This is a genomic window from Cohnella sp. GCM10012308, assembly GCF_042649185.1.
Taxonomy (GTDB): Bacteria; Bacillota; Bacilli; order Paenibacillales; family Paenibacillaceae; genus Cohnella.
In genome coordinates this window covers 62,743-81,553 of record NZ_JBHRYU010000014.1, presented here as the reverse complement: position 1 = coordinate 81,553, position 18,811 = coordinate 62,743, and the positions used below count along the sequence as shown (strand labels likewise).

Annotated in this window: 10 protein-coding genes; 3 read left to right on the top strand and 7 right to left on the bottom strand. The window is 59.3% G+C overall.

Annotated features, from left to right (window positions below; all coding sequences use genetic code 11):
• Nucleotides 1-812: 812 nt before the first annotated feature.
• The 4 genes from ACFOTD_RS16605 to ACFOTD_RS16590 form a co-directional block, all read right to left on the bottom strand.
• On the bottom strand, nt 813-1,244 hold the full coding sequence (locus tag ACFOTD_RS16605; protein WP_378120656.1) for a DoxX family protein: 432 nt from the start codon (nt 1,242-1,244) through the stop codon (nt 813-815).
• Nucleotides 1,245-1,297: 53 nt separating this feature from the next.
• Nucleotides 1,298-1,693, bottom strand: a complete 396-nt coding sequence (locus ACFOTD_RS16600) for a VOC family protein (protein ID WP_378120654.1) — start codon at nt 1,691-1,693, stop codon at nt 1,298-1,300.
• A 162-nt stretch (nt 1,694-1,855) separates the two neighbouring features.
• Nucleotides 1,856-2,650: an alpha/beta fold hydrolase gene (locus tag ACFOTD_RS16595; RefSeq protein WP_378120652.1), complete on the bottom strand. Its 795-nt coding sequence runs from the start codon at nt 2,648-2,650 to the stop codon at nt 1,856-1,858.
• A gap of 229 nt (nt 2,651-2,879) precedes the next feature.
• Complete coding sequence (locus ACFOTD_RS16590) at nt 2,880-8,414, bottom strand: Ig-like domain-containing protein (protein WP_378120650.1); 5,535 nt, start codon at nt 8,412-8,414, stop codon at nt 2,880-2,882.
• 330 nt (nt 8,415-8,744) lie between these two features.
• On the opposite strand from ACFOTD_RS16590, the gene ACFOTD_RS16585 reads away from it, so the two are divergent.
• Both ACFOTD_RS16585 and ACFOTD_RS16580 read left to right on the top strand, forming a co-directional pair.
• A complete protein-coding gene (locus tag ACFOTD_RS16585; protein WP_378120648.1) occupies nt 8,745-9,599 on the top strand; it encodes a helix-turn-helix domain-containing protein in 855 nt (284 codons plus the stop codon).
• 130 nt (nt 9,600-9,729) lie between these two features.
• A complete protein-coding gene (locus ACFOTD_RS16580) occupies nt 9,730-10,638 on the top strand; it encodes a haloalkane dehalogenase (RefSeq protein ID WP_378120646.1) in 909 nt (302 codons plus the stop codon).
• Between the two features lie 868 nt (nt 10,639-11,506).
• On the opposite strand, the gene ACFOTD_RS16575 is transcribed toward ACFOTD_RS16580, so the two are convergent.
• Both ACFOTD_RS16575 and ACFOTD_RS16570 read right to left on the bottom strand, forming a co-directional pair.
• Nucleotides 11,507-11,884 carry a VOC family protein gene (locus ACFOTD_RS16575; protein WP_378120644.1) on the bottom strand — a complete coding sequence of 126 codons (378 nt, stop codon included), beginning with the start codon at nt 11,882-11,884 and terminating at the stop codon, nt 11,507-11,509.
• Between the two features lie 83 nt (nt 11,885-11,967).
• Nucleotides 11,968-12,801 carry a DUF6597 domain-containing transcriptional factor gene (locus ACFOTD_RS16570; RefSeq protein WP_378120642.1) on the bottom strand — a complete coding sequence of 278 codons (834 nt, stop codon included), beginning with the start codon at nt 12,799-12,801 and terminating at the stop codon, nt 11,968-11,970.
• Nucleotides 12,802-12,888: 87 nt separating this feature from the next.
• Between ACFOTD_RS16570 and ACFOTD_RS16565 the strand changes: the two genes are divergently transcribed.
• Entirely contained in the window at nt 12,889-14,022 is a 1,134-nt protein-coding gene (locus ACFOTD_RS16565) for a serine hydrolase domain-containing protein (RefSeq protein ID WP_378120640.1), read from the top strand.
• Nucleotides 14,023-14,285: 263 nt separating this feature from the next.
• Here ACFOTD_RS16565 and ACFOTD_RS16560 read toward each other — a convergent pair whose 3' ends face one another.
• Nucleotides 14,286-18,644, bottom strand: coding sequence for an S-layer homology domain-containing protein (locus ACFOTD_RS16560; RefSeq protein WP_378120638.1), 4,359 nt, complete (start codon nt 18,642-18,644; stop codon nt 14,286-14,288).
• Between the last annotated feature and the right edge of the window lie 167 nt (nt 18,645-18,811).

The window sequence follows — 18,811 nt, the reverse complement described above, 5'->3', positions numbered from 1 at the left end:
CCCCGCCTGAACCCCAATAACGACTATTTCATAACCGCCTCAACTAAGAGTAATAATTACCATTAACAAAACTTAGAATATCCCTTTCCTCCTACGCTGTCAACATGAGGCTGAGTAAATGTCGCTTGCTCATTAAGGGGCGCTGGAGAGGCTCCGGAAATGGCTCCTGTCGATTGATCTAACCGAGCGCTGCATCGATTTGATGGCCTATGCAGCACTATCATGGCTCCCTCGCCGTAATAACTGCAGGACAAGTCCGACCGGCCTTGCGTATGAAGCGCCGCGGTGTTCCTAAGTAGGAACAAATCCGGCGGGCCTTGCGTATGAAACGCCGCGGTGTTCCTAAGTAGGAACAAATCCGGCCGGCCTGGCGTAGAGGCGCCGCGGTGTTCCTAAGTAGGAACACATCCGGCGGGCCTTGCGTATGAAACGCCGCGGTGTTTCTAAGTAGGAACAAATCCGGCCGGCCTTGCGTAGAGGCGCCGCGGTGTTCCTAAGTAGGAACAAGTCCGGCCAGCCTTGCGTATGAAACGCCGCGATGTTCCTAAGTAGGAACAAATTCGGCCGGCCTTGCGTAGAGGCGCCGCGGTGTTCCTAAGTAGGAACAAGTCCGGCCAGCCTGGCTTATGGCGGCTTGGAAGTTCCTAAGTAAGAACAACTTCGGCCAGTCATGCGTATGGGGCGCATCGATGTTCCTAAGTAGGAACCATTAGCTCCGGCCTTTCGAGCGCGTGCGATATGCAGAGCGATCATTACAAAAAAGACCGGAATCGCCTCCGGTCTCCTTTGCATTAATTTATGGATGGCTGGCGTCACGCGCCGCCGCTCAGCAGCTTCCGCAGGCGCTCGTCCCGCAGCCAGAGCGCGCCCCATACGAGGATGGCTACGTAGACCGGGAAGAGCGTGTTCGAGAAAAGCGGGGCGTCGACTCTTACTTGCGCTGCCACGGCACCGCCCAGATACGCCGTCAACAGCAGCGCGCCCAGGAAGGCGGTACGAGGCACGATGTACAGCAAAGTCGCCAGCAAGCTGAGTATACCCATGATCGCCAGGTGGCTCTCGGCGAATCCGAGCTCGCGCGTGGCCTCGACGACCGGCGCCGGTCCGACAAGCTTGCCGATCCCGTCAAAAAGCATGAACAAAATCGCGATACCGCCCACCGCTCTCGACGTCCAGCGACTTGCGCCCGATCGGTCCGCCGCCCGCGCGTTTGCCTGCATGTTCAGTTCCCGTTCGATCATCATATGGAATCATCCTCTCGATTCATAATAGGAATGCGCAGCGTGGAATGAGCCATTTACTGCTTCACGATCTGCCAATGAATGCCGTACTTATCCTCGACCTCGCCGTAATAGACACCCCACGGCTGCTGCTCGAACGGGAACTTGATCGCTCCGCCGCCAGCCAGATTTCCAAACGCTTCGCGCGCCTCGTCTTCATCCGCAAAGGTAAGCGCCAGCGAAACGGTACGCCCGCCGCTAGCCGCCGTGAAGGTATCGGACAAAAACAATACGTTTCCGTCCGCCACCTCGAGTACCAGATGCATCACCTTGTCCTGCATGTCGGCCGGCGCGCCCGGCAGCTGCCCGTGCGTCATGACGGACAGAATCCGCCCGCCGAGCGCCTCCTGATAGAACCCTGCCTGCGCTCTCGCATCCTCCGATTGAATATAAGCGTTCAGTTGTGCCTTCATGTTCAACATCCTCTCCGATTTGTTTATTTGGCTGCTTCTAATTGGACAACGAACGGCCGACGACGAAATCGACATACCGGCAAAAACTTTTTTGATTAAAAAAATCCGCCCGAATATTCGGACGGATCGCAGGTTGAACGGAAGGAAGATGCAACTGCAGGTTTACTGGAAAAATTCCGTCAGGACGGGCGCCAGCGCGGCGGGCTTGACGATATGCGTCTGACCGGGGAGCGTCCGATGCTGCGCATTCGGAAGCGTCTGCGCGAGCGAATCCATGCCATGGCGCATCCAGGCGGGGCTCTTGCCGCCGACCGCGACCAACGCAGGCGTCCGGACGGCAGACCATCGGCCGAGCGTTTCCTTGCGGCCCTGCTGCTGATCGATCGTCAGCCGCGTATCGTATGCAAGCGTGTGCGCCACCGCCTTGAGCTCGGACCAGGCCGGCATCAGCGGCATGATCGCCACGATCGGCGCGGGCAGGCCCACGCCTTTTCGCATGAACAGCTTAACCGCGTCGCCCCGCCGCTCCTCCCGGATCAGCGTCTCCATTCGCCGCTCGTATTCGCCCGGAACGGGCTCGCGGCTGCCGTCCGTCACGAAGGGCGCCTCGTACAGCGCCAGCTTCCGGATCGACGGCAGACGAAGCGCCGCATCCAGTGCCAGTGCCGCGCCCGAAGAAATGCCGTACACGAACGCGGTCCCTCCCGCCTCTCGAATCAGCGCATCAAGATCCTCGACCTCGCGTTCCACGTCATAAGTCGCCTGATCTCCACTCTCGCCGCGCCCTCTGCGGTCATACGTATACACCGTATAATGCTGCTTGAGCAGCGCCGCCAACGCGCCGTTGGGACCGTTCGTCCGGCTGCAAAGCGCTCCATCGACTAATATTAGCGGCGCTCCTTCGCCGATCCGATCGTACGCGATTCTGGTGCCGTCCTTCGAAGTGACTGTTTTCATAGCGACCTCCCGATTGATATTGAACTCTATGAAGACAACGAACGAGCGAGGCTGCAATCGACTTGCTGTGCCTATTTTTTTCGACGGCCGAGGGAAAGAACCCTGCCGGCGAGCAGGCCGCGTACCAACTATCGATCTACGTGCATACTTCAGCCGCCCAGCCCGCCCTATAAAAAAACGCGCCCGCATCCATGGATGCGAGGCGCGTCCCAAACTCTCTCTCCCTGCGCTAAGCTTCGAATACGACCGCAGGCGAGACAGCCGTATCCTGCACAAGCGAGCGGACCGTGCCGCCGTAGGTCATCGCGAACGTATAGCTCACGGGCAGCAGCTTCTTGCGAACCTCGCCGTCTGCATCCGTCGTGCCGAACGTCCGCCAGCCGCCTGCATAGAAGCTGACCTCGCCGCCGGCCAACGGACTCCCTTGGCCATCCTCGAGCCGGACCGCGACTTCCGTCGTCCGGAAGACGACGTTCGCGTCGGTCCCGACGTGCTGCTGCTTGCTCAGATTCGCGCCTTCGTACGACACGTTAAACGTATAGTTCACGGGCAGCAGCTCCTTGGTCGCTTCGCCGCCGGTCAAGGCGCCGAACGAATGCCAGCCGTTCATATAGTAGCTTGCTTCGCCGCCGTCGAGCGGCTGGCCCGCGTTGTCTTCCAGCCGGACCTTGACGCTCGCCGTCTGGAAGACAACGATCTGATCGCTGCCGACATCCTGCGCCTTGCTCTGATAAGCGCCCGCGTACGACAAGTTGAACGTGTAGTTCCCGGGCAGCAGCTCCTTGCTTGCTTCGCCGCCGCTCGTCGTCCCGAACGTTCGCCAGCCGTCCGCATAATAGCTGACCTCGGCGCTGCCGCCAAGCGGCTGGCCCGCGCTGCTTTTAAGCTGCACCTTGACGCTCTTCGTCTGGAACACGACATTCCCGTCGTCTCCGGTATTCTGCGCCTTCTGACTTCGCGTGCCTTCATAGGAGACCGCGAAGGTATAGACTTTGTCCGGCAGGGACTTGCTGACCGAACCTGAGGCGCCGGTGACGCCGAAGTCCTTCCAGCCGCCGTCGTAGTAGGCTACGGCAGCGCCGCTAAGCGGCTGGCCGGCGCTGTCCTTCAGCGACACCTTGACGGCGTCGGCAGCATCGTCGGCCGAAGGCTGATAAAAGTACACCTCTCTTACGCTGAAGAACAAGCTCTTCGAATTGCCTTTTCCGATAATCCGAATATAACGCGCCTGCACATCGTCAAAGGCATACGTCTCCGTCCCGGAGCTCACGCTATCGCTCTGTCCGGCGTACGCGGTCGTCCAGTTCACGTTGTCGGTGGATACGGCAATTTCGAAAAACAGGTTTCTGCCTATGCCGTTATACCAAAGGATGCCCGCCTCGTTCACGGTCTTGATCTCGTTCAGATCGAACTGCGCGTAAGGATAGCCCTGCGGATACTCGTTGTAATCGGGCTTGACGCTGTCCGACCAATACGTGACCGGGTCTTCGTCGTAGGCATTCGCTGGCCCCAGCCCGGAAGGCGATACGCCGTTGGACGTAACGCCGTAAATCTGCAGTAGCCTGGACGGATGGATATGCACCGTGTAGGTCCGCTCGGTTCCGTCTCCGGCGGTGACCTGCAGCTCGGCCGTGCCGGGGATGGCGCCGTCGTAATTCACCTCGACGGACGCGGCGGCCGATCGCGGTAAATACGTGATTACCGGCGTCGGTTTGTTGCTCGTATAGTCGACGTCATACGTGAGCGTGTCCGCGGAAAAACCGGTCACGGCCTTGCCGCCGACCGAGATGGAAGCCAGCCCGGCATCGCTCTCGTCGTCGCCGCTCCCCGAAGCTTCGACCTCCGTCACTGCGCCAGTCGCCAGATCCAGCTCGACGGCTGCGCCGTTCGCCTCGAACGTCCATTTGTCCCCGTCCCGGACCAGCGTGACGTTAGGCGGCGCCGCGTTTTTTTTGTTCCAGCTGAACGCGACCGCGTTCTGCAGCGCGCTCTTGTCTTCGCCCAACACGCGGAAGGCGACGCGATCGCTGTTCGAAACCAGATTCGTGTAGGGGACCGCCTCCGCCCTGAGCTCCGCCGCTCCCGGCGTCAAATCCTTGAATCTTAATTCGTTCTTCGCGCTGGATATCGAATATTCGCCGGCGGACAAGAGGTTCGCCGCTTGCTGCTCCGGGAAAAACCGCAATTCCAGATCCTTCGGCGACGAAGTCGCGATATCGTCCACGACGATCAGAACGTCAGGCTTCAAATAGATCAGGTGGCGATTGTACTTCGTCAATCCGGTGCTTGACGGATACGTTTGCGCAGCTTCCCCCATCACGTAGTCGAACGTCTCGTTCGATATCGGATTGCGAATATAACCGATCGCGCGAGCGTCCTTGGCGGGCTGAGACAAGAAAAAGTCGCTTCCTTCCCCGACCTGCCCGACGCCGTCCACCAGCAGCGTATTATGATTGGAGGTCCGCTTGGCCGCATAACCGTCATCTCTGATGAGATATTCGCCGTTGGCGTAGATCATAAAATGATTGGCATCCGGGTGCTGATGCCCGCCGCCGAAGTAGCCGGTCATGTCCATGTCCTTATGTCCCATCGAAGGGCCGGACTTGAAGGCGACGATGCTCTCGTCTCCCGACCAGTCGGAGCGAGAGACGACCAGACCGAGGTTGTCGAAATGGTGCATGGTCGGTTGGGCGCTCGCCGGCGTCGCCGCGACGGTCGGATCGTAATACAGAATGCCCAGCCATCTCGAGCCGCCGTTATAAGCCTTCTTGCCGTCGATCTCCTCCGCGAGCCGCTGCGCCAGTCCGTCCCGGTGCTCGCTTGCCATCACGCGCATGAGATGATCCGGTCCGGAAAGGTGGTAGTCCGAGCTGTCCGCAATGTTGAGAAAGCTGCTGTTAAACGTCCAATGGTCGGCGCCGAGCATGGAATACGCGACATACTGGCTGCTGTTTTTATAAAAATCGCTTTGCAGCAGGTTCCAGCCCACGATCTTCTGAGCCAGCTTCGCGAACTTGATGTCCGCGTCCGTGCTCAGCTCCCAATAGCCGAGGCCTTCATAGCTGGCTCCGTCGTCCGGCGCCCAGGCGTCGAACGCGGCGAAGGCGTCGATGCTGTAAGCGAACCAGTCGGCCGCCTCCGGCGCCTCGTCGTAGATGGCCAGCGCCGCGGCGGCAAGGCCGGTCACGATGACATGATAATAATTGTGTCCCGGCGTGGAGGACCACCAGACCTTGACCGTCTGCCCATTGTAAGGCTGACCGGTCGCTTTGCTGTAGATCTCCTTGCCATGCGCCTTCAGCGCATTGAGTATCGTCGTTTTCTGCCCGGCCGTGAGCTCGTCGTACAGCCAGTCGTAGACGGCGGCAAGGGCGAACAGCTGATTGCCCGCCGCGAGGCCGGCGTTGGTCGAGGCCGGATCGCTTGCGGTGCCGATCCCCCAGAAAGGATAACCGGCGGATGCGACAGCGTAACTGACGGCGGCATTTTTATACTTGTCGTCTCCGGTCATCAGATACGCAAAAGCAAAGTTTACGGTTTTGTCGGCAGCAACGCCCTGCCATCCCATCTCGCCGCTCGCACCTTGAGGATATTGCGGCACGGCCTCCAATACCTCGTTGTCCACAGTCTGCTTGAATTCGCTCCATAAGGCAGCATGCGTGCCTCCGGGCTGGATCGCCGTCTTCAAAGCGCCGATCTTCGCGTCGTCCAGCATCACCCGGGCATGAATGCCCGCGAAGGCCTGCAGCGCCTCCGCCACGCTCTGAACCTGAATCGTCACGGTCGACACGGCCGAGTGGCCGGCCGCATCGACGACGCCTGCCTTGAATACATCCTCGCCGGTATATCCGCTCCCGGGCATGTACGTCCACGATCCGTCTGCCAATACGGTCGCCGTGCCATGCGCGGCAGGCGCGATCATCGAATAGGAGAGCGCGCCGTGATTCGTATCGACGGCCGCGAGCTGTCCGCTGACGGATACGCCGATCTTCGTCAGTTCGGTATAATCCGGCATGCTGATATTCGTGCCTGCGCCAACTTGAACCACGGCATGCCGTTCATGCCCGCCGTCCGCCGTGCGCGCGGTAATGCGCGCCAGTCCATTGCCGACCGCGGACACTTTGCCGAAAGCGTTAACGGACGCGACAGCCGCATTCGAAGAGGTCCAGGTCACCTTTTTGTTGTTGGCATTGACTGGCGACACGCTGGCTTGCAACTGCAAAATGTCGCCGATCTCCAGCGATGCCGCTTCGGCGCTAAGCGCAACGCCGGTCGCGGCGTTCCATTCCTGAAGAACGACGCCGTCGAACCAGGCGGCTCCCGCATTGCCCGCAGCTCCATTGTAGCTATTCGCTATGACGACGACCGCCGCCTTCTCGGCTGCGGTCGCGCCGTCCGGCGCCCTGACGATAACCTCCGTCAGCTGCCACTCGCCGTTTTGACCGCCTGCCGGCACGTAATAGAAGGCCGTACCATTCGTGTAGATAGGCGCATTGCTTGCGTTGCGAAAAGCGTACTCGAGCCCCGCGTTCGCATTCGTCGCCTCGTTCGTCCGGGTCCACACAGACAGCTTGTATGTTCGGCCGGCTACGACGGTGGCAGACTGGTACGCCGACATTTTCACGCCGGCATCCGCCGTTATTTTCAGCGAATAATCGCCGTCATGATGCACGTCGCTCACTCGGGCAGCACCGTATTGGCCGCCTGTCGGCTGCAGGTATCCCCAGGTGGCAGGACGTCCGTTCGCGCCGAGCGTTTCAAAGGAGCCGTTGACGAGCAGATTGACGACCGGCTGTTCGGCGGGGGCTTCCACCCCGATGACGGCCTGATCGACAAAGCCGCTCTGCTGCAGACGGCATCCGGCCGGCGTCTGAATCGAGCAGCCCGAACTCGCATATCCGCGGTCCTCGGTCGTCGCCGCGATCGTTGCCGTCCCCGCGCCGACTGCCGTCACCTTGCCAGCCCCGTCCACGGTCGCGACCGCCGGGTTCGAGGAAGTCCATGACACATTCGGATTGCTGGCGCCCGCCGGCGCTACCGCCGCGGACAGCTGCAGCTCCTCGCCGACGGTCAGGTCCGCTTCGTTCGCATTTAAGGCGACGCCGGTCGCCGCGATCCAGGCTGGGTCCCATTCCTGCACCTTGACGTCGTCGAACCAGGCCGCGCCGGCATTGCCCGCGGTTCCCGTGTACGCATTGGCAATCGTCAAGACGGACGCCTTGTCGGCTGCAGCCGGACCGTCCGGCGCCTTGACGATGACCTCGGTCAGGCTCCACTCGCCGTTCTGCCCGGCAGCGAACTCATTGTAGAAGGCTCTCGAATTGGTATAAATAAGCCCGTTACTTGCGTTGCGAAAAACGTATTCCAGCTCCGACTTCGCGTTCGTCGCATCGTTCGTGCGCGTCCATACCGACAGCTTGTACGTTTTGCCGGCCACGACCGGCACGGACTGGTACGCCGACATCCGCACGCCGGCATCCGCCGTGATCTTCAGCGCATAATCGCCGTCATGTCGTACGTCGCCGACGCGGACCGCGCCGTATTGACCGGTGCCCGCCGGTTGCAAAAAACCCCAGCTTGCCGGACGCGCGTTTGCGCCCAGCGTTTCAAACGAACCGTTGGCGAGCAGATTCGGTCCAGCCGCGCTTGCCTTTACCGGCCGGGCCATCGTCCATGCGCCTCCGACCGCCAACGCGCCGAAGATCATGCTGACGACGAGCGCCATCGACAAACTCTTTTTCAGCATTGCTTTGACTGTATCCATCGCGATAATTCCTTCCCTCCATAGTAAAAGTAAATTGTAATCGTTTTCAATATTGCGTGAGTCCAATCCGTCTCTCGCTCATTCTTCTTCGCCGTGAACACCGCCCGCCTGAAGCAGCACGCCGAGCCTCCTTTCGTTCCTCTTAAGCGCAAGGGCTTTTTTCACCATTATCCGGCTGTATCGTCCGTAATCATAGGGGAGCCGTTTGACATTCGGGAAGCATTTTTATGACATTCGATAAGGAAATGGCCTGCCGGTTCGGGTAGAATGAAGCTTAAGAAGATAGATACATACCGGTCGGCGGCAGCGCCGGCGCGAAAGGAAATGTCGATGTTCGTTCAAAGATTCGCGCCCCTGCCCGTTCTCCGGCCCTACGTGGACAGCATCCTTGTGCAAGAGGACCTGAACCCGGCCAACTTCGCCAACCGGAATCCGGTGAAGGTGCTGCCGACCTCGATGACCGTCATCGGCATTCAATACGGGCAGCCGATGAAGTCGCTGTCGCAAGACGGCGCGGTGCCGCTCGGCACCAGCGGCATTACCGGCGTGCACGGAGCAGTCAAGGAGTACTTGAGCACCGGCGCCATCGGAACCGTCATTATCCCTTTCAAACCCGGCGGCTTGTCCCGGTTTACCCGATACCCGATCCATGCGTTTCAAAATGCAGACGTGTCGTTGGAGCTTGTATTTCCCGGCGCCAGCGTCCGGGAGATGGAGGAACGGCTGGCAGGCGCCTCCGGGGCGGAGGCGCGCGTGGGCATCGTGCAGCAATTTCTGATCTCGGCGCTGCGCGACCAAGAGGAAGAACGATGGCTCCTGCATGCGGCGCATCTGATTATGCAGCGGCAGGGCAATCTGTCGATCGCGCAGCTGGCCGCACAGCTGTACGTGAGCAAGCGCACCCTGGAGCGCAAGTTTAACGCCCTGATCGGCGCATCCCCCAAGCAGTTTGCGAGTATTGTCCGATTTCAGCATACGATCCAGCTTCGCCATGCCGGCTACGACTACTTGGACATCGTGCAGGCATGCGGCTATACGGACCACGCCCATTTTGCCAAGGACTTCAAATCGTTCGCAGGCATCCGTCCCGACCAGTTCTTCCGCAGCGAAGTCCAGCCGGAGCTCAAAAAATCGTACAACGAAATCGACGAAGACTCGAAGAAACGCCAGCACCTATACTATTGAACGCGTCCGCCGCGCCATGGGCGGGCTTGTTTTTTATGCGCCGAGATTGTCGCTTTTTTACAATGAGCGCTATGCGGGAAATGATAGGATATGGCTATCAACCGCCCATACGAAAAGGAGCTGTCCCGCCTTGACCACTTCCGATACGCTGCCGATCGGCGCCGCCTATCCATTCGAATCGCGCTATATGACCGTGAACGGCCATCGGCTGCATTACATCGACCTGGGAGCCGGCGACCCCGTCGTCTTTCTTCATGGCAATCCCACCTGGTCCTACATGTATCGCAACATGATCCCCTATGCGCAGGATGTTCGCCGCTGCATCGCGGTCGATCTCGTCGGGATGGGCCGCTCCGACAAGCCGGACATCGGCTATACGTTTCTGGAGCATGTCGATTACGTGACCCGGTTCATCGAGCAGCTTGGGCTGAACAACATGACGCTGGTCGGGCATGACTGGGGGATGGCCATCGGCTTGCAATACGCGATGCGGCACGCCGGGAAGATTAAGGCGATCGCGATGCTCGAGCCGCAAGCGCTGTATCCAAATGCCGCCTGGTCCGACTTCTCTCCCCCGGAGGCGCAGCCTTTGTTCCAGAAGCTTCGCGATCCTGTAGAGGGCTGGCCGTTCATGCGGGATCATAACGCGTTCGTCGAAGGCATGACGAATACGATCATCAACCGGACGATCTCGCCGGAGGAGCACGAGCAGTATCGGGAGCCGTTCCGCCGTCCGGAGGACCGGAAGCCGTCATGGGTGTTCCCGAATCAAATCCCGATCGAAGGACGTCCGGCCGAGGTTGTGGAAGCCGTGAACGCGCGCAACGAATGGCTGACCGCCTCTCCCGTTCCGAAGCTGCTGTTCTACGCGACGCCCGGATGCACCGTACGCGAGCCGCAGCTCGACTGGTGCCGCGCGAATCTGCCGAATCTGACCCTCTGCGATATCGGTAAAGGCTTCCACCACCTGGCGGAGGAAAATCCGCATGCCGTGGGGAGCGAGCTGCGGCGGTGGTTGCGGGAGGTGGACGGACGCTGAAGCAATGTCAGGGTAGATTGTGAATACAACGGACCGCGCAGCTCCTCGGGAGTCACCCGGCAATGATGTGTGACCGAGCGACGCGTACCTGGTGCGCGATCCGCGATGTGTGACGGGGCGACGCTCTTGTTTGCGCAATTCGCGATAAGTAACGGACGCCCTCCATTGTGCGCGATTCGCAATAAGTAACCGGACGCTCCTCCATTGTGCGCGATTCGCGATAAGTAACCAAACGCCCTCCATTGTGCGCGATTCGCGATAAGTAACCGGACGCCACTCCATTGTGAGCGATTCGCGATAAGTAGCCGGACGCCACTCCATTGTGTGCGATTCGCCTAATCAATGGCTCACAGACGAAAACCTGCAAATTTACATCTTTTTCACGGGTGACAGGTCTGCAGCCGATAAAAGATGCGAATCTGCAGGCTTTTCTCTCTTTTCCACAGAAATTTCGGCTTTCGCCGCTAAAAGGATGCTGATTTGCAGGCATTTCCGCTCCGGCTCCTTGAATCGGCAAAAAGCCTGCACGGATGCAGGCTTTTATGAACGGTGACCGGACCACGCCTCCCCATGCGCATGATCCGATGTGCGACGAGGCATCGCCTCCAAGTGCGCAATCCACCTACACGAGGGCTTACAGATGAAAGCCTGCAAATTTACATCCTTTTCGCGGGTGGCGGGTCAGCAGCCGATAAAAGATGCGAATCTGCAGGCTTTTCTCTCTTTTCCATAGAAATTTCGGCTTTCGCCGCTAAAAGGATGCTGATTTGCAGGCATTTCCGCTGCGGCTCGTCGAATCAGCAAAAAAGCCTGCACGGATGCAGGCTTTTCATAATCGTCCCGACTTTTTTGTCTTCCTCCCGCACTCCTACGCGACCAGACTGATCAGATTGCCGTCGGGGTCCCGCACGATCGCATAGCGCTCGCCCCACGGCGTATCCCTCGGATCGAGAACGCCGCGATGTCCGAGCGCCGTCAACTGACGGTACACGCCATCCAGCGCTTCGCGGCCCTCCAGCTCGAAGGCGAGCTCCGTCCGATAGCCCACCGGCGCCTCCCAGCCTTCGATGATGCTTTTCACCGACTCGACCTTGTCAAAAGCGAAAACAATCCCGTCTTGCTCCACATCGACGTGATGCGCATCGTCGGCTCCGTCCGGGATAACCAGCCCCAGCGTTCGGTAAAAGTCCAGCGCCCTTTTCATCTCTTCGACGTAAATCGATACGCGCTTCATCTTAACCGTCATGGCTACCAACTCCCATTCGCTTTTATTTTCACCCCCATTGTAACGATTGGCGCACCTCTGGAAATAGTAAAAAACGGCCCTATTCAACCGCTTTGCTTCAGCTGTTTGAGGGGCAGCCCGTAATAGCGCGCGAACGTATTGGCGAAGTGCGATTGATCGTAGTACCCGTATTGAAGCGCCAAGTCCGTCAAGCTGGGATAATCGCCTCTGCTCAACGCCTCCAGCACGCTTTGAAAACGGACGATACCCATCATCTCTTTCGGGCTAAGGCCGAGCTCCCGTTCAAAGGCCCTCCGCAAATGCCTCTCGCTGAAGCTCACTTTATTCGCCAGATCCGAAACGGAAAGATTGCCCTTGCAATCGTAGATATACTGCATGCTCTGATACATTAAGGCTGGAGCAGGCGCGGCCACGGCGGTCAACATGCGCTCCAACTGCCGTTCCGCAAGCTCGATCCTGTCCGCAACCGACTTGGCGGCAAGCATCTTTTCGCACCAATCCAATGCCTCAGGTCCCCAGACTTCCTCTATAAAAACGCGATTGGCGGCAAATTCCGTCAGTGGTGCACGCAGAAGGGTACGGGCGGATTCCGCGTACAGTCGAATGCCGAATACAGAGCGCGCCTCGGCAAACCGCATCACTTCCGCGTGCGTCTTCAGCCCCACGACATAGGCGGCCCGTCGGCTTGAAGCAGCACGAAGGTCCAAAATAATATCGACGCAGCCGTCCGGGATGGCCCGATGACCGTGATTGCCCGGCACCGGCTGGAAATCGACCGCCCAATAGGCGGCGACATGCGGCGCCAAACGGTCGCTTGGCGCATATTCCCGGACACTGTGCGAGTCGCGATGCCATTGCGGCTGCAATTGAGGCGCGTGAAGCGGGCGATAGGGATGCATCGCGTAAGGGTGCGTCATCTGCTTCTCTTCTTTCTGTGCGATTTGCAGGAACGGTTCTCCCTGCACAATAATAGATACAATACCTTTTGTAAAGGATGAGGAGCTATGGACTTCAAGCCGTTGTCCCGGTTCATCGATCGCATCGTCGCCTGGCGCATTCCGTGGGCGGAGGTGCTTGTCATGCACCGCAACGAGACGGTTTTCCGCTATCGTGCAGGCTACGAGCATCTGGAGGCGAAGACCCCGATCGGCGAGGACCGGATGATCTATCTCTATTCGTTGACGAAAATATTGACGTGCACGGCCGCGCTCCAGCTGGTTGAAAAGGGCAATCTACTGCTCGGCGACGCGCTCTCGGACTATCTGCCCGAATACGCCGAGATGAAGGTGCGAAAAACACAGCCGGACGGCAGCGTCTCCGTCGAACCGGCGGAGCGGCCGATCACGGTTCGCGACTTGTTCACGATGACGGCCGGCTTTTCCTACGACCTGACGGCGCCAGCTCTAGCGGAGGCCGCGAAGCGCACGGACGGCAGGCTGCCTACGCGGGAATTTGCGGCGGCGCTCGCCAAGGAGCCGCTGCTGTTCGAGCCGGGTACCCGGTGGAATTACAGCCTGTGCCATGACGTGCTCGCGGCGCTCGTGGAGACGGTCGACGGCCGGCGGTTCGGCACTTACGTGCGCGAGGAAATTACGGAGCCGCTCGGCATGCGCGACACCGGCTTCTTCTTGTCCGAAGCGCAGCGCAGCCGACTCGCCCCGCAGTACCAGTACGATGACGAGTTGGGCATAGCCGTGCCTATGGACGGAGATTGGCATCGGATCGGAACGGAGCTCGAGAGCGGCGGAGCCGGACTGCTGTCGACCGTGAGCGATTATACGCTGTTCCTGAACGCGCTGACCAACCGGGGCACAAACCCGGACGGCGTGCGCATCTTGTCTGCCGCCGGCGTCGATCTGATGCGCACGGACCATCTAAGCGAGCTGACACGCGGAGATTACAACTGGTCTCAGCTCGCCGGCTATGGCTACGGGCTCGGCGTTAGAACCCACATCTCCAGAGTCGGCAGCGGCTGCCTGTCTCCGCTCGGCGAATTCGGCTGGAGCGGCGCCGCCGGCGCCCTCGCGATCATCGATCCCGAGTCGCAGCTGACCGTCATGTACGCGCAGCATATGGTGAACAATCCAGAGCCGTACGTGCATCCGAGGTTAAAGAATGTAATCTATGGTTGCTTGTAATTTCGTGGGGGCGGGGACGCGGGGCGGCGGAATTGCACGTTTTTTCCGGGTAACTCGCTTCGAGGCGGCTCGATGTGGCGTAATTGCACGGTTTTTCCGGGTAACTCGCTTCGAGGCGGCTCGTTGTAGCGGAATTGCACGGTTTTTCCGGGTAACTCAGCTTCGGCGCGGCCGATGGTCCGGAATTGCACGGTTTTTCCGTGCAATAAAACAAAGGGTACAGCCCCCTCATCACAATGAGGATGCTGTACCCTTTTATCTGCTTAAATCAAGCCCGACTTTTGCAGGAGCCGCTGCACAAGCGCCGCGACCTCGGCTCTGGTTACGGCTTCCTTCGGCGCAAGCCTCGCGTCGCCGCGCCCCGTTGCGATGCCGGCCGTCACGCTTGCCGCAGCGCCTTCCTGCGCCCATGCGGAGACTGCCGCCGCATCCTTGAACGGACGAAGCGTCACATCGGCCGACGGCGTCGACAGCTTGCCTTGCAGTCCGGTGATCGTCATCGCTTTGGAGACGATGACCATGGCTTGCTCCCGGGTGAGCTTGTCGTTCGGCCGGAACGTGCCGTCCGCAAAACCGTCGATCAAGCCATATGCGCTCGCCGTGGCGATCGCGGCGCCGTACCAATCCCCCGCAGCCACGTCGGAGAATGCGGACGCGCCGCTCTCCGGCTTCAGTCCGAGCCCGCGTACGACGATCGCCGCAAATTCCGCGCGAGTCACTTCGCGGTCCGGGCTGAACAGCCCGCCGCCGGTACCCTCGACGACCATTCGGGAGCCCATGTCTTCTACCGCAGCCTTGGCCCAATGAGTGGTCATATCGGCAAAGGCCAGCTCATGCGACACGACCGCATACGTGCTGTTGGTCAAACTGTTGATCTTGGCATAATAACGGCCGTCGATGACGACGACTTGCGTCGGCACGTGGCGCGTCGTTCCGTCCGGATCGATAATCACGCCCGTCGTAATCTTGCTCGCATCCACGCCGTCCGGTATCGCGATCGCCCGCTCCACATAGGCGTTAAAGGACGTCACTTCTACGGACTCATTGCCATAAGCCGCGCGAACCGTAAAGCTGACCGGCGGAACGACAAGCGTGAACTCGCCGTTCGCGGCTGCCGTCTGCACCACGGCTTCCGTGTCCGCAGACGGATCGGCAATCTCGATCTGAACCTGGATGTCTTCGAGCTTCAACGCTTGTCCCAGCTTCCCTGACAGAACGTCGATGTTGAACTCCTTCGCCGGAATCGTATAACTCGCGTTGTCTGTCCGGAGAACGAGCGTAGCAGATGCATTCTCCATATTCTTGACCAGCTGGCCGGTCAATTGACCGACCTTCAGCGCCGATTCTCCTGCAACCGGTATCGTCACGACTGCATTGCTGCCTTCCGCGTCCAGCTTCGCTTGCAGCTTGGCCGCATCCACAGTGACGGTCGTCGTTTTCACGCCGCCGGCTTCGGAGGTTTTCGACTTGCCTAGCTTCTCCACTTTGCCGTTGACGAGAACCTCCACTTCATCGGTCGGGACCGGGTTCGAAGGTACATAGATCGGCGGAACGTACCCATCTTCCTCCTTCACGACGACGGCTGTCGTCTGGCCGAAGCGAACGACCGCGCCCGCTGCGTCGATTTCCGCAACCCCGACTTTATCGCCGTTCGCCGCCCCGATCAGGCCGTCTGCAGGCAAGTCCGCATATTCGGCCAAATTGAGGACAACAGCCACATCAGGCACGATTACAGGACCGCTGCCAAAGTTATAGTAAACCAGCTTGTTCACCGACACAGGCTCCGGCGTTACCGTTAGCCGCGTCTTGCCGTCGTTCTCCGCGCCGCTCGGGTCGTTCGACACGACCGTCAGCCCGGACGCCGGAATCGGACCCGGTCCTTCGGGTTCATCCACAGCTACGGCCGTCGTTTGACCGAAGCGAACGACGGCGCCCGCTGCGTCGATCTCCGCTACAGCGACTTTATCTCCGCTAGCCGCCGCGACCAGGCCGTCAGCCGGCAGGTCCGCGTATTCGGACAGGTTCAGCGTATCGCCTACATTTGGAACGGACACATTACCGCTTCCGAAGTTGTAATATACCAGCTTGTTCACCGATTCTGGCTCTGGCGTTACAGCCAGCCGCGTCTTGCCATCGTTCTCCGCACCGCTCGGATCGCTCGAGACGACCGTCAGCCCGGACGCCGGAACCGGACCCGGCCCTTCCGTCTCGTCCGTCGAGACGGCGATCCCCTGTCCGAAGTGAACCACGTTTTCCGTTGCCGCATCGATCTCCACGACGCCGATATGATCGCCGTTCGCCGCCGCAATCAATCCGCTCTCAGGAAGATCCGCATATTCGGTCAGGTCCAGCGCCTCGCCCACGACAGGCACCGTCGCATCGCCGCTGCCGAAGTTGCGGTACACGAGCTTGTCGCCCGACGCCGGTGCCGGCGTAACGGTCAGCTTCGTCTTGCCGTTGTTGGCCGCGCCGCTCGGATCGCTCGCTTCGACCTTCAAACCGCTGATGACGATATCCAGCGTTCCCTGACTCCCGCTTACGGCATAATCGATTCCGCTAAATTTACCGACGTAGCCGGAATAAATCGCCTTCAGCGTATGCGGACCTTCCGAGAGGCCGCCGAGATTAAAGGTAAACACACTGTACGATCCCGTTGACGAGCCCAACTGCACGTCTTTTTGATGCAGAGCGCCGTCGATGTAGAAGGATAACGTTCCTCCATAACTAAGCGAGCCGATCCCCGAAGAGGTTGGTGCGCCCGTTACATTGGCCAGGAAGAAGCCGGTGCTCTGGCTGAACGTAATATTTTTCAGACCGCTGATCGATGTCGTCGAAGGCGTGCCGCCGAAGGAAAGCTTCGCGCTCTTGTTCCCCGCCTTGTCTACCGCTTCGACTTCGTATACGGCATTCGCCGGCGGATTGCTTACCGTAGTCGTCGTTCCGTTCACTTGGGTAGCCGTGCCGTTTACGTACACATTATAATAGGCCACGCCGCTGCCCGTGCCGTCGATGGCACCGTTCCAGGATAGATCGATGTTGCCGCCGTTCTCGCTCGGCGCGATCGAAGCGCCGTCCGGCCACGTCGGTTGCGTATTGTCTACCAGAACCTCGGGATAAAAGACGCTCGTCCGGCGGCCCTCTTGATCTACCAGGTAGTAGCCGTCGTCTAGTCTCAGCTTCCCTTCGACCGCGCCGGTCGTATCCAGCGTAACCGGTATCGATGCGCTCCCTCCGGGGCCGAAAGTGCCGACATCGGCATCATCCGCGGCCCGATAGACCGTAACCGTTTGGCCGTAAGCGACATAACCGGAGTTTGTTTTAATCGTCAGCTCGTGCGAATGCGAGACCTTGTCCGATACCGCACTCGGATCCGGGCTGAAAGTGATGTCCATGCCGCCGTACAACTGCGGATAGCCGTCTGCCTGCATGAACCAGTAATGCTCGAAATCCCACTTTTGATTCGCTGCCGAAGCCGACGTGAACGTCGCCTGTTCCTGCATTTCGGACGTGCTGCGCCCAATCCCGTGCTGCGCGGCGTCGGATTCGTCCGCGTCCGGCACGCCTGACGTGCTCGTGTCCCAATAAGACGCGACGACCGCCTGCGTCAATCCGACATTTTCGCCGATTAAACCTTTGGTTAAACCAGTCGCACTGACGCTTCCTGTTGCGTAGTTATGCAGGATACGGTCCCCGGTCGAGATGCCGATCAAACCGCCGGCCACCGAGCCCGTCACGTCGCCGGTGGCGTAATTCATTTGAATGTCGTTCTCGCTCGACGCGCCGATGAGACCGCCGATATTGCCGCCGCCAGAAGACGTGACACTTCCCGTCGCATAGCTTCTTGTCACCTTCGTACCCGTGGCATAGCCGAGCAGGCCGCCCATGGCTTCGCCGTTTTGAACGGACGCCGCGGACGAGGAATTGTAAACTTGGGTCTTGCCGGACCATCCCACCAGTCCGCCGACGCTTCTAGTGCCGGTTACGACACCCGTTCCCATACGGTTATAGGCAAATATAACGTAAGGAGAATTGTTCGCTTCCGCATAACCGACCAAGCCGCCGACGTTTCTATTTCCCGTCACTTTACCGCTCGCCTTGATCAAAGACACCCACGCTTGCTTGTATTGATTCGTCTGCGACACCTTTCCCGCCAGCAAGCCTACGCTATTTTTGCCGACGACGCCTGACGCGGGATCCGCCTCGATCGTCAAGTCATATACGGCTCCATTGGTAATCTGGGAAAACAGTCCGATATTGTCCGCCGCCGGCAGATCGATCGACAGCCCCGAGATCGTATGGCCGTTGCCGTCGAACGTGCCGGTGAAGCCGTCATCGGAACTAAAGCCGATCGGCGTCCACGCTTCCGTCAGCGCGATATCGTTCTTTAAAATATAATAGCCGCTTAGCGGATAATCGCTTGAACCGATGAGGCCCAGGTTAAACGAATTCGTGACCTTCCAGGGACTTTCGGCCGTGCCTTGTCCACTCATGCCGCTATCCGCATAAGCGCTCCCGCCTGCGGAGGAAAACAGAGAAAAGACCAGCGCCAGGCTGGAGAGGAACGCAAGCCATCTCCTGTCACGCCAAGCTTTACTCCATCGCGCGCCGTATCGTTTATTCACGTCGTACCCACCTTTATCCAATAGTATCCAATCCTTGCTCAGCTTATCTGACGGCACCTTAAAGAAACCTTAAAAATCGACATTTTTCTAAATCGATCGCAAATAAAAAACAGGCTTTGCCGTTCTAAGGAACGGAAGCCTGTTCGTTTAGATTGATTTGTTTAGAT

Coding starts and splice junctions, on each gene's coding strand:
- ACFOTD_RS16605 (WP_378120656.1), bottom strand. CDS start 1,244: ATGATGATCGAACGGGAACTGAACATGCAGGCAAACGCGCGGGCGGCG.
- ACFOTD_RS16595 (WP_378120652.1), bottom strand. CDS start 2,650: ATGAAAACAGTCACTTCGAAGGACGGCACCAGAATCGCGTACGATCGG.
- ACFOTD_RS16565 (WP_378120640.1), top strand. CDS start 12,889: ATGGACTTCAAGCCGTTGTCCCGGTTCATCGATCGCATCGTCGCCTGG.
- ACFOTD_RS16600 (WP_378120654.1), bottom strand. CDS start 1,693: ATGAAGGCACAACTGAACGCTTATATTCAATCGGAGGATGCGAGAGCG.
- ACFOTD_RS16575 (WP_378120644.1), bottom strand. CDS start 11,884: ATGACGGTTAAGATGAAGCGCGTATCGATTTACGTCGAAGAGATGAAA.
- ACFOTD_RS16590 (WP_378120650.1), bottom strand. CDS start 8,414: ATGGATACAGTCAAAGCAATGCTGAAAAAGAGTTTGTCGATGGCGCTC.
- ACFOTD_RS16585 (WP_378120648.1), top strand. CDS start 8,745: ATGTTCGTTCAAAGATTCGCGCCCCTGCCCGTTCTCCGGCCCTACGTG.
- ACFOTD_RS16570 (WP_378120642.1), bottom strand. CDS start 12,801: ATGACGCACCCTTACGCGATGCATCCCTATCGCCCGCTTCACGCGCCT.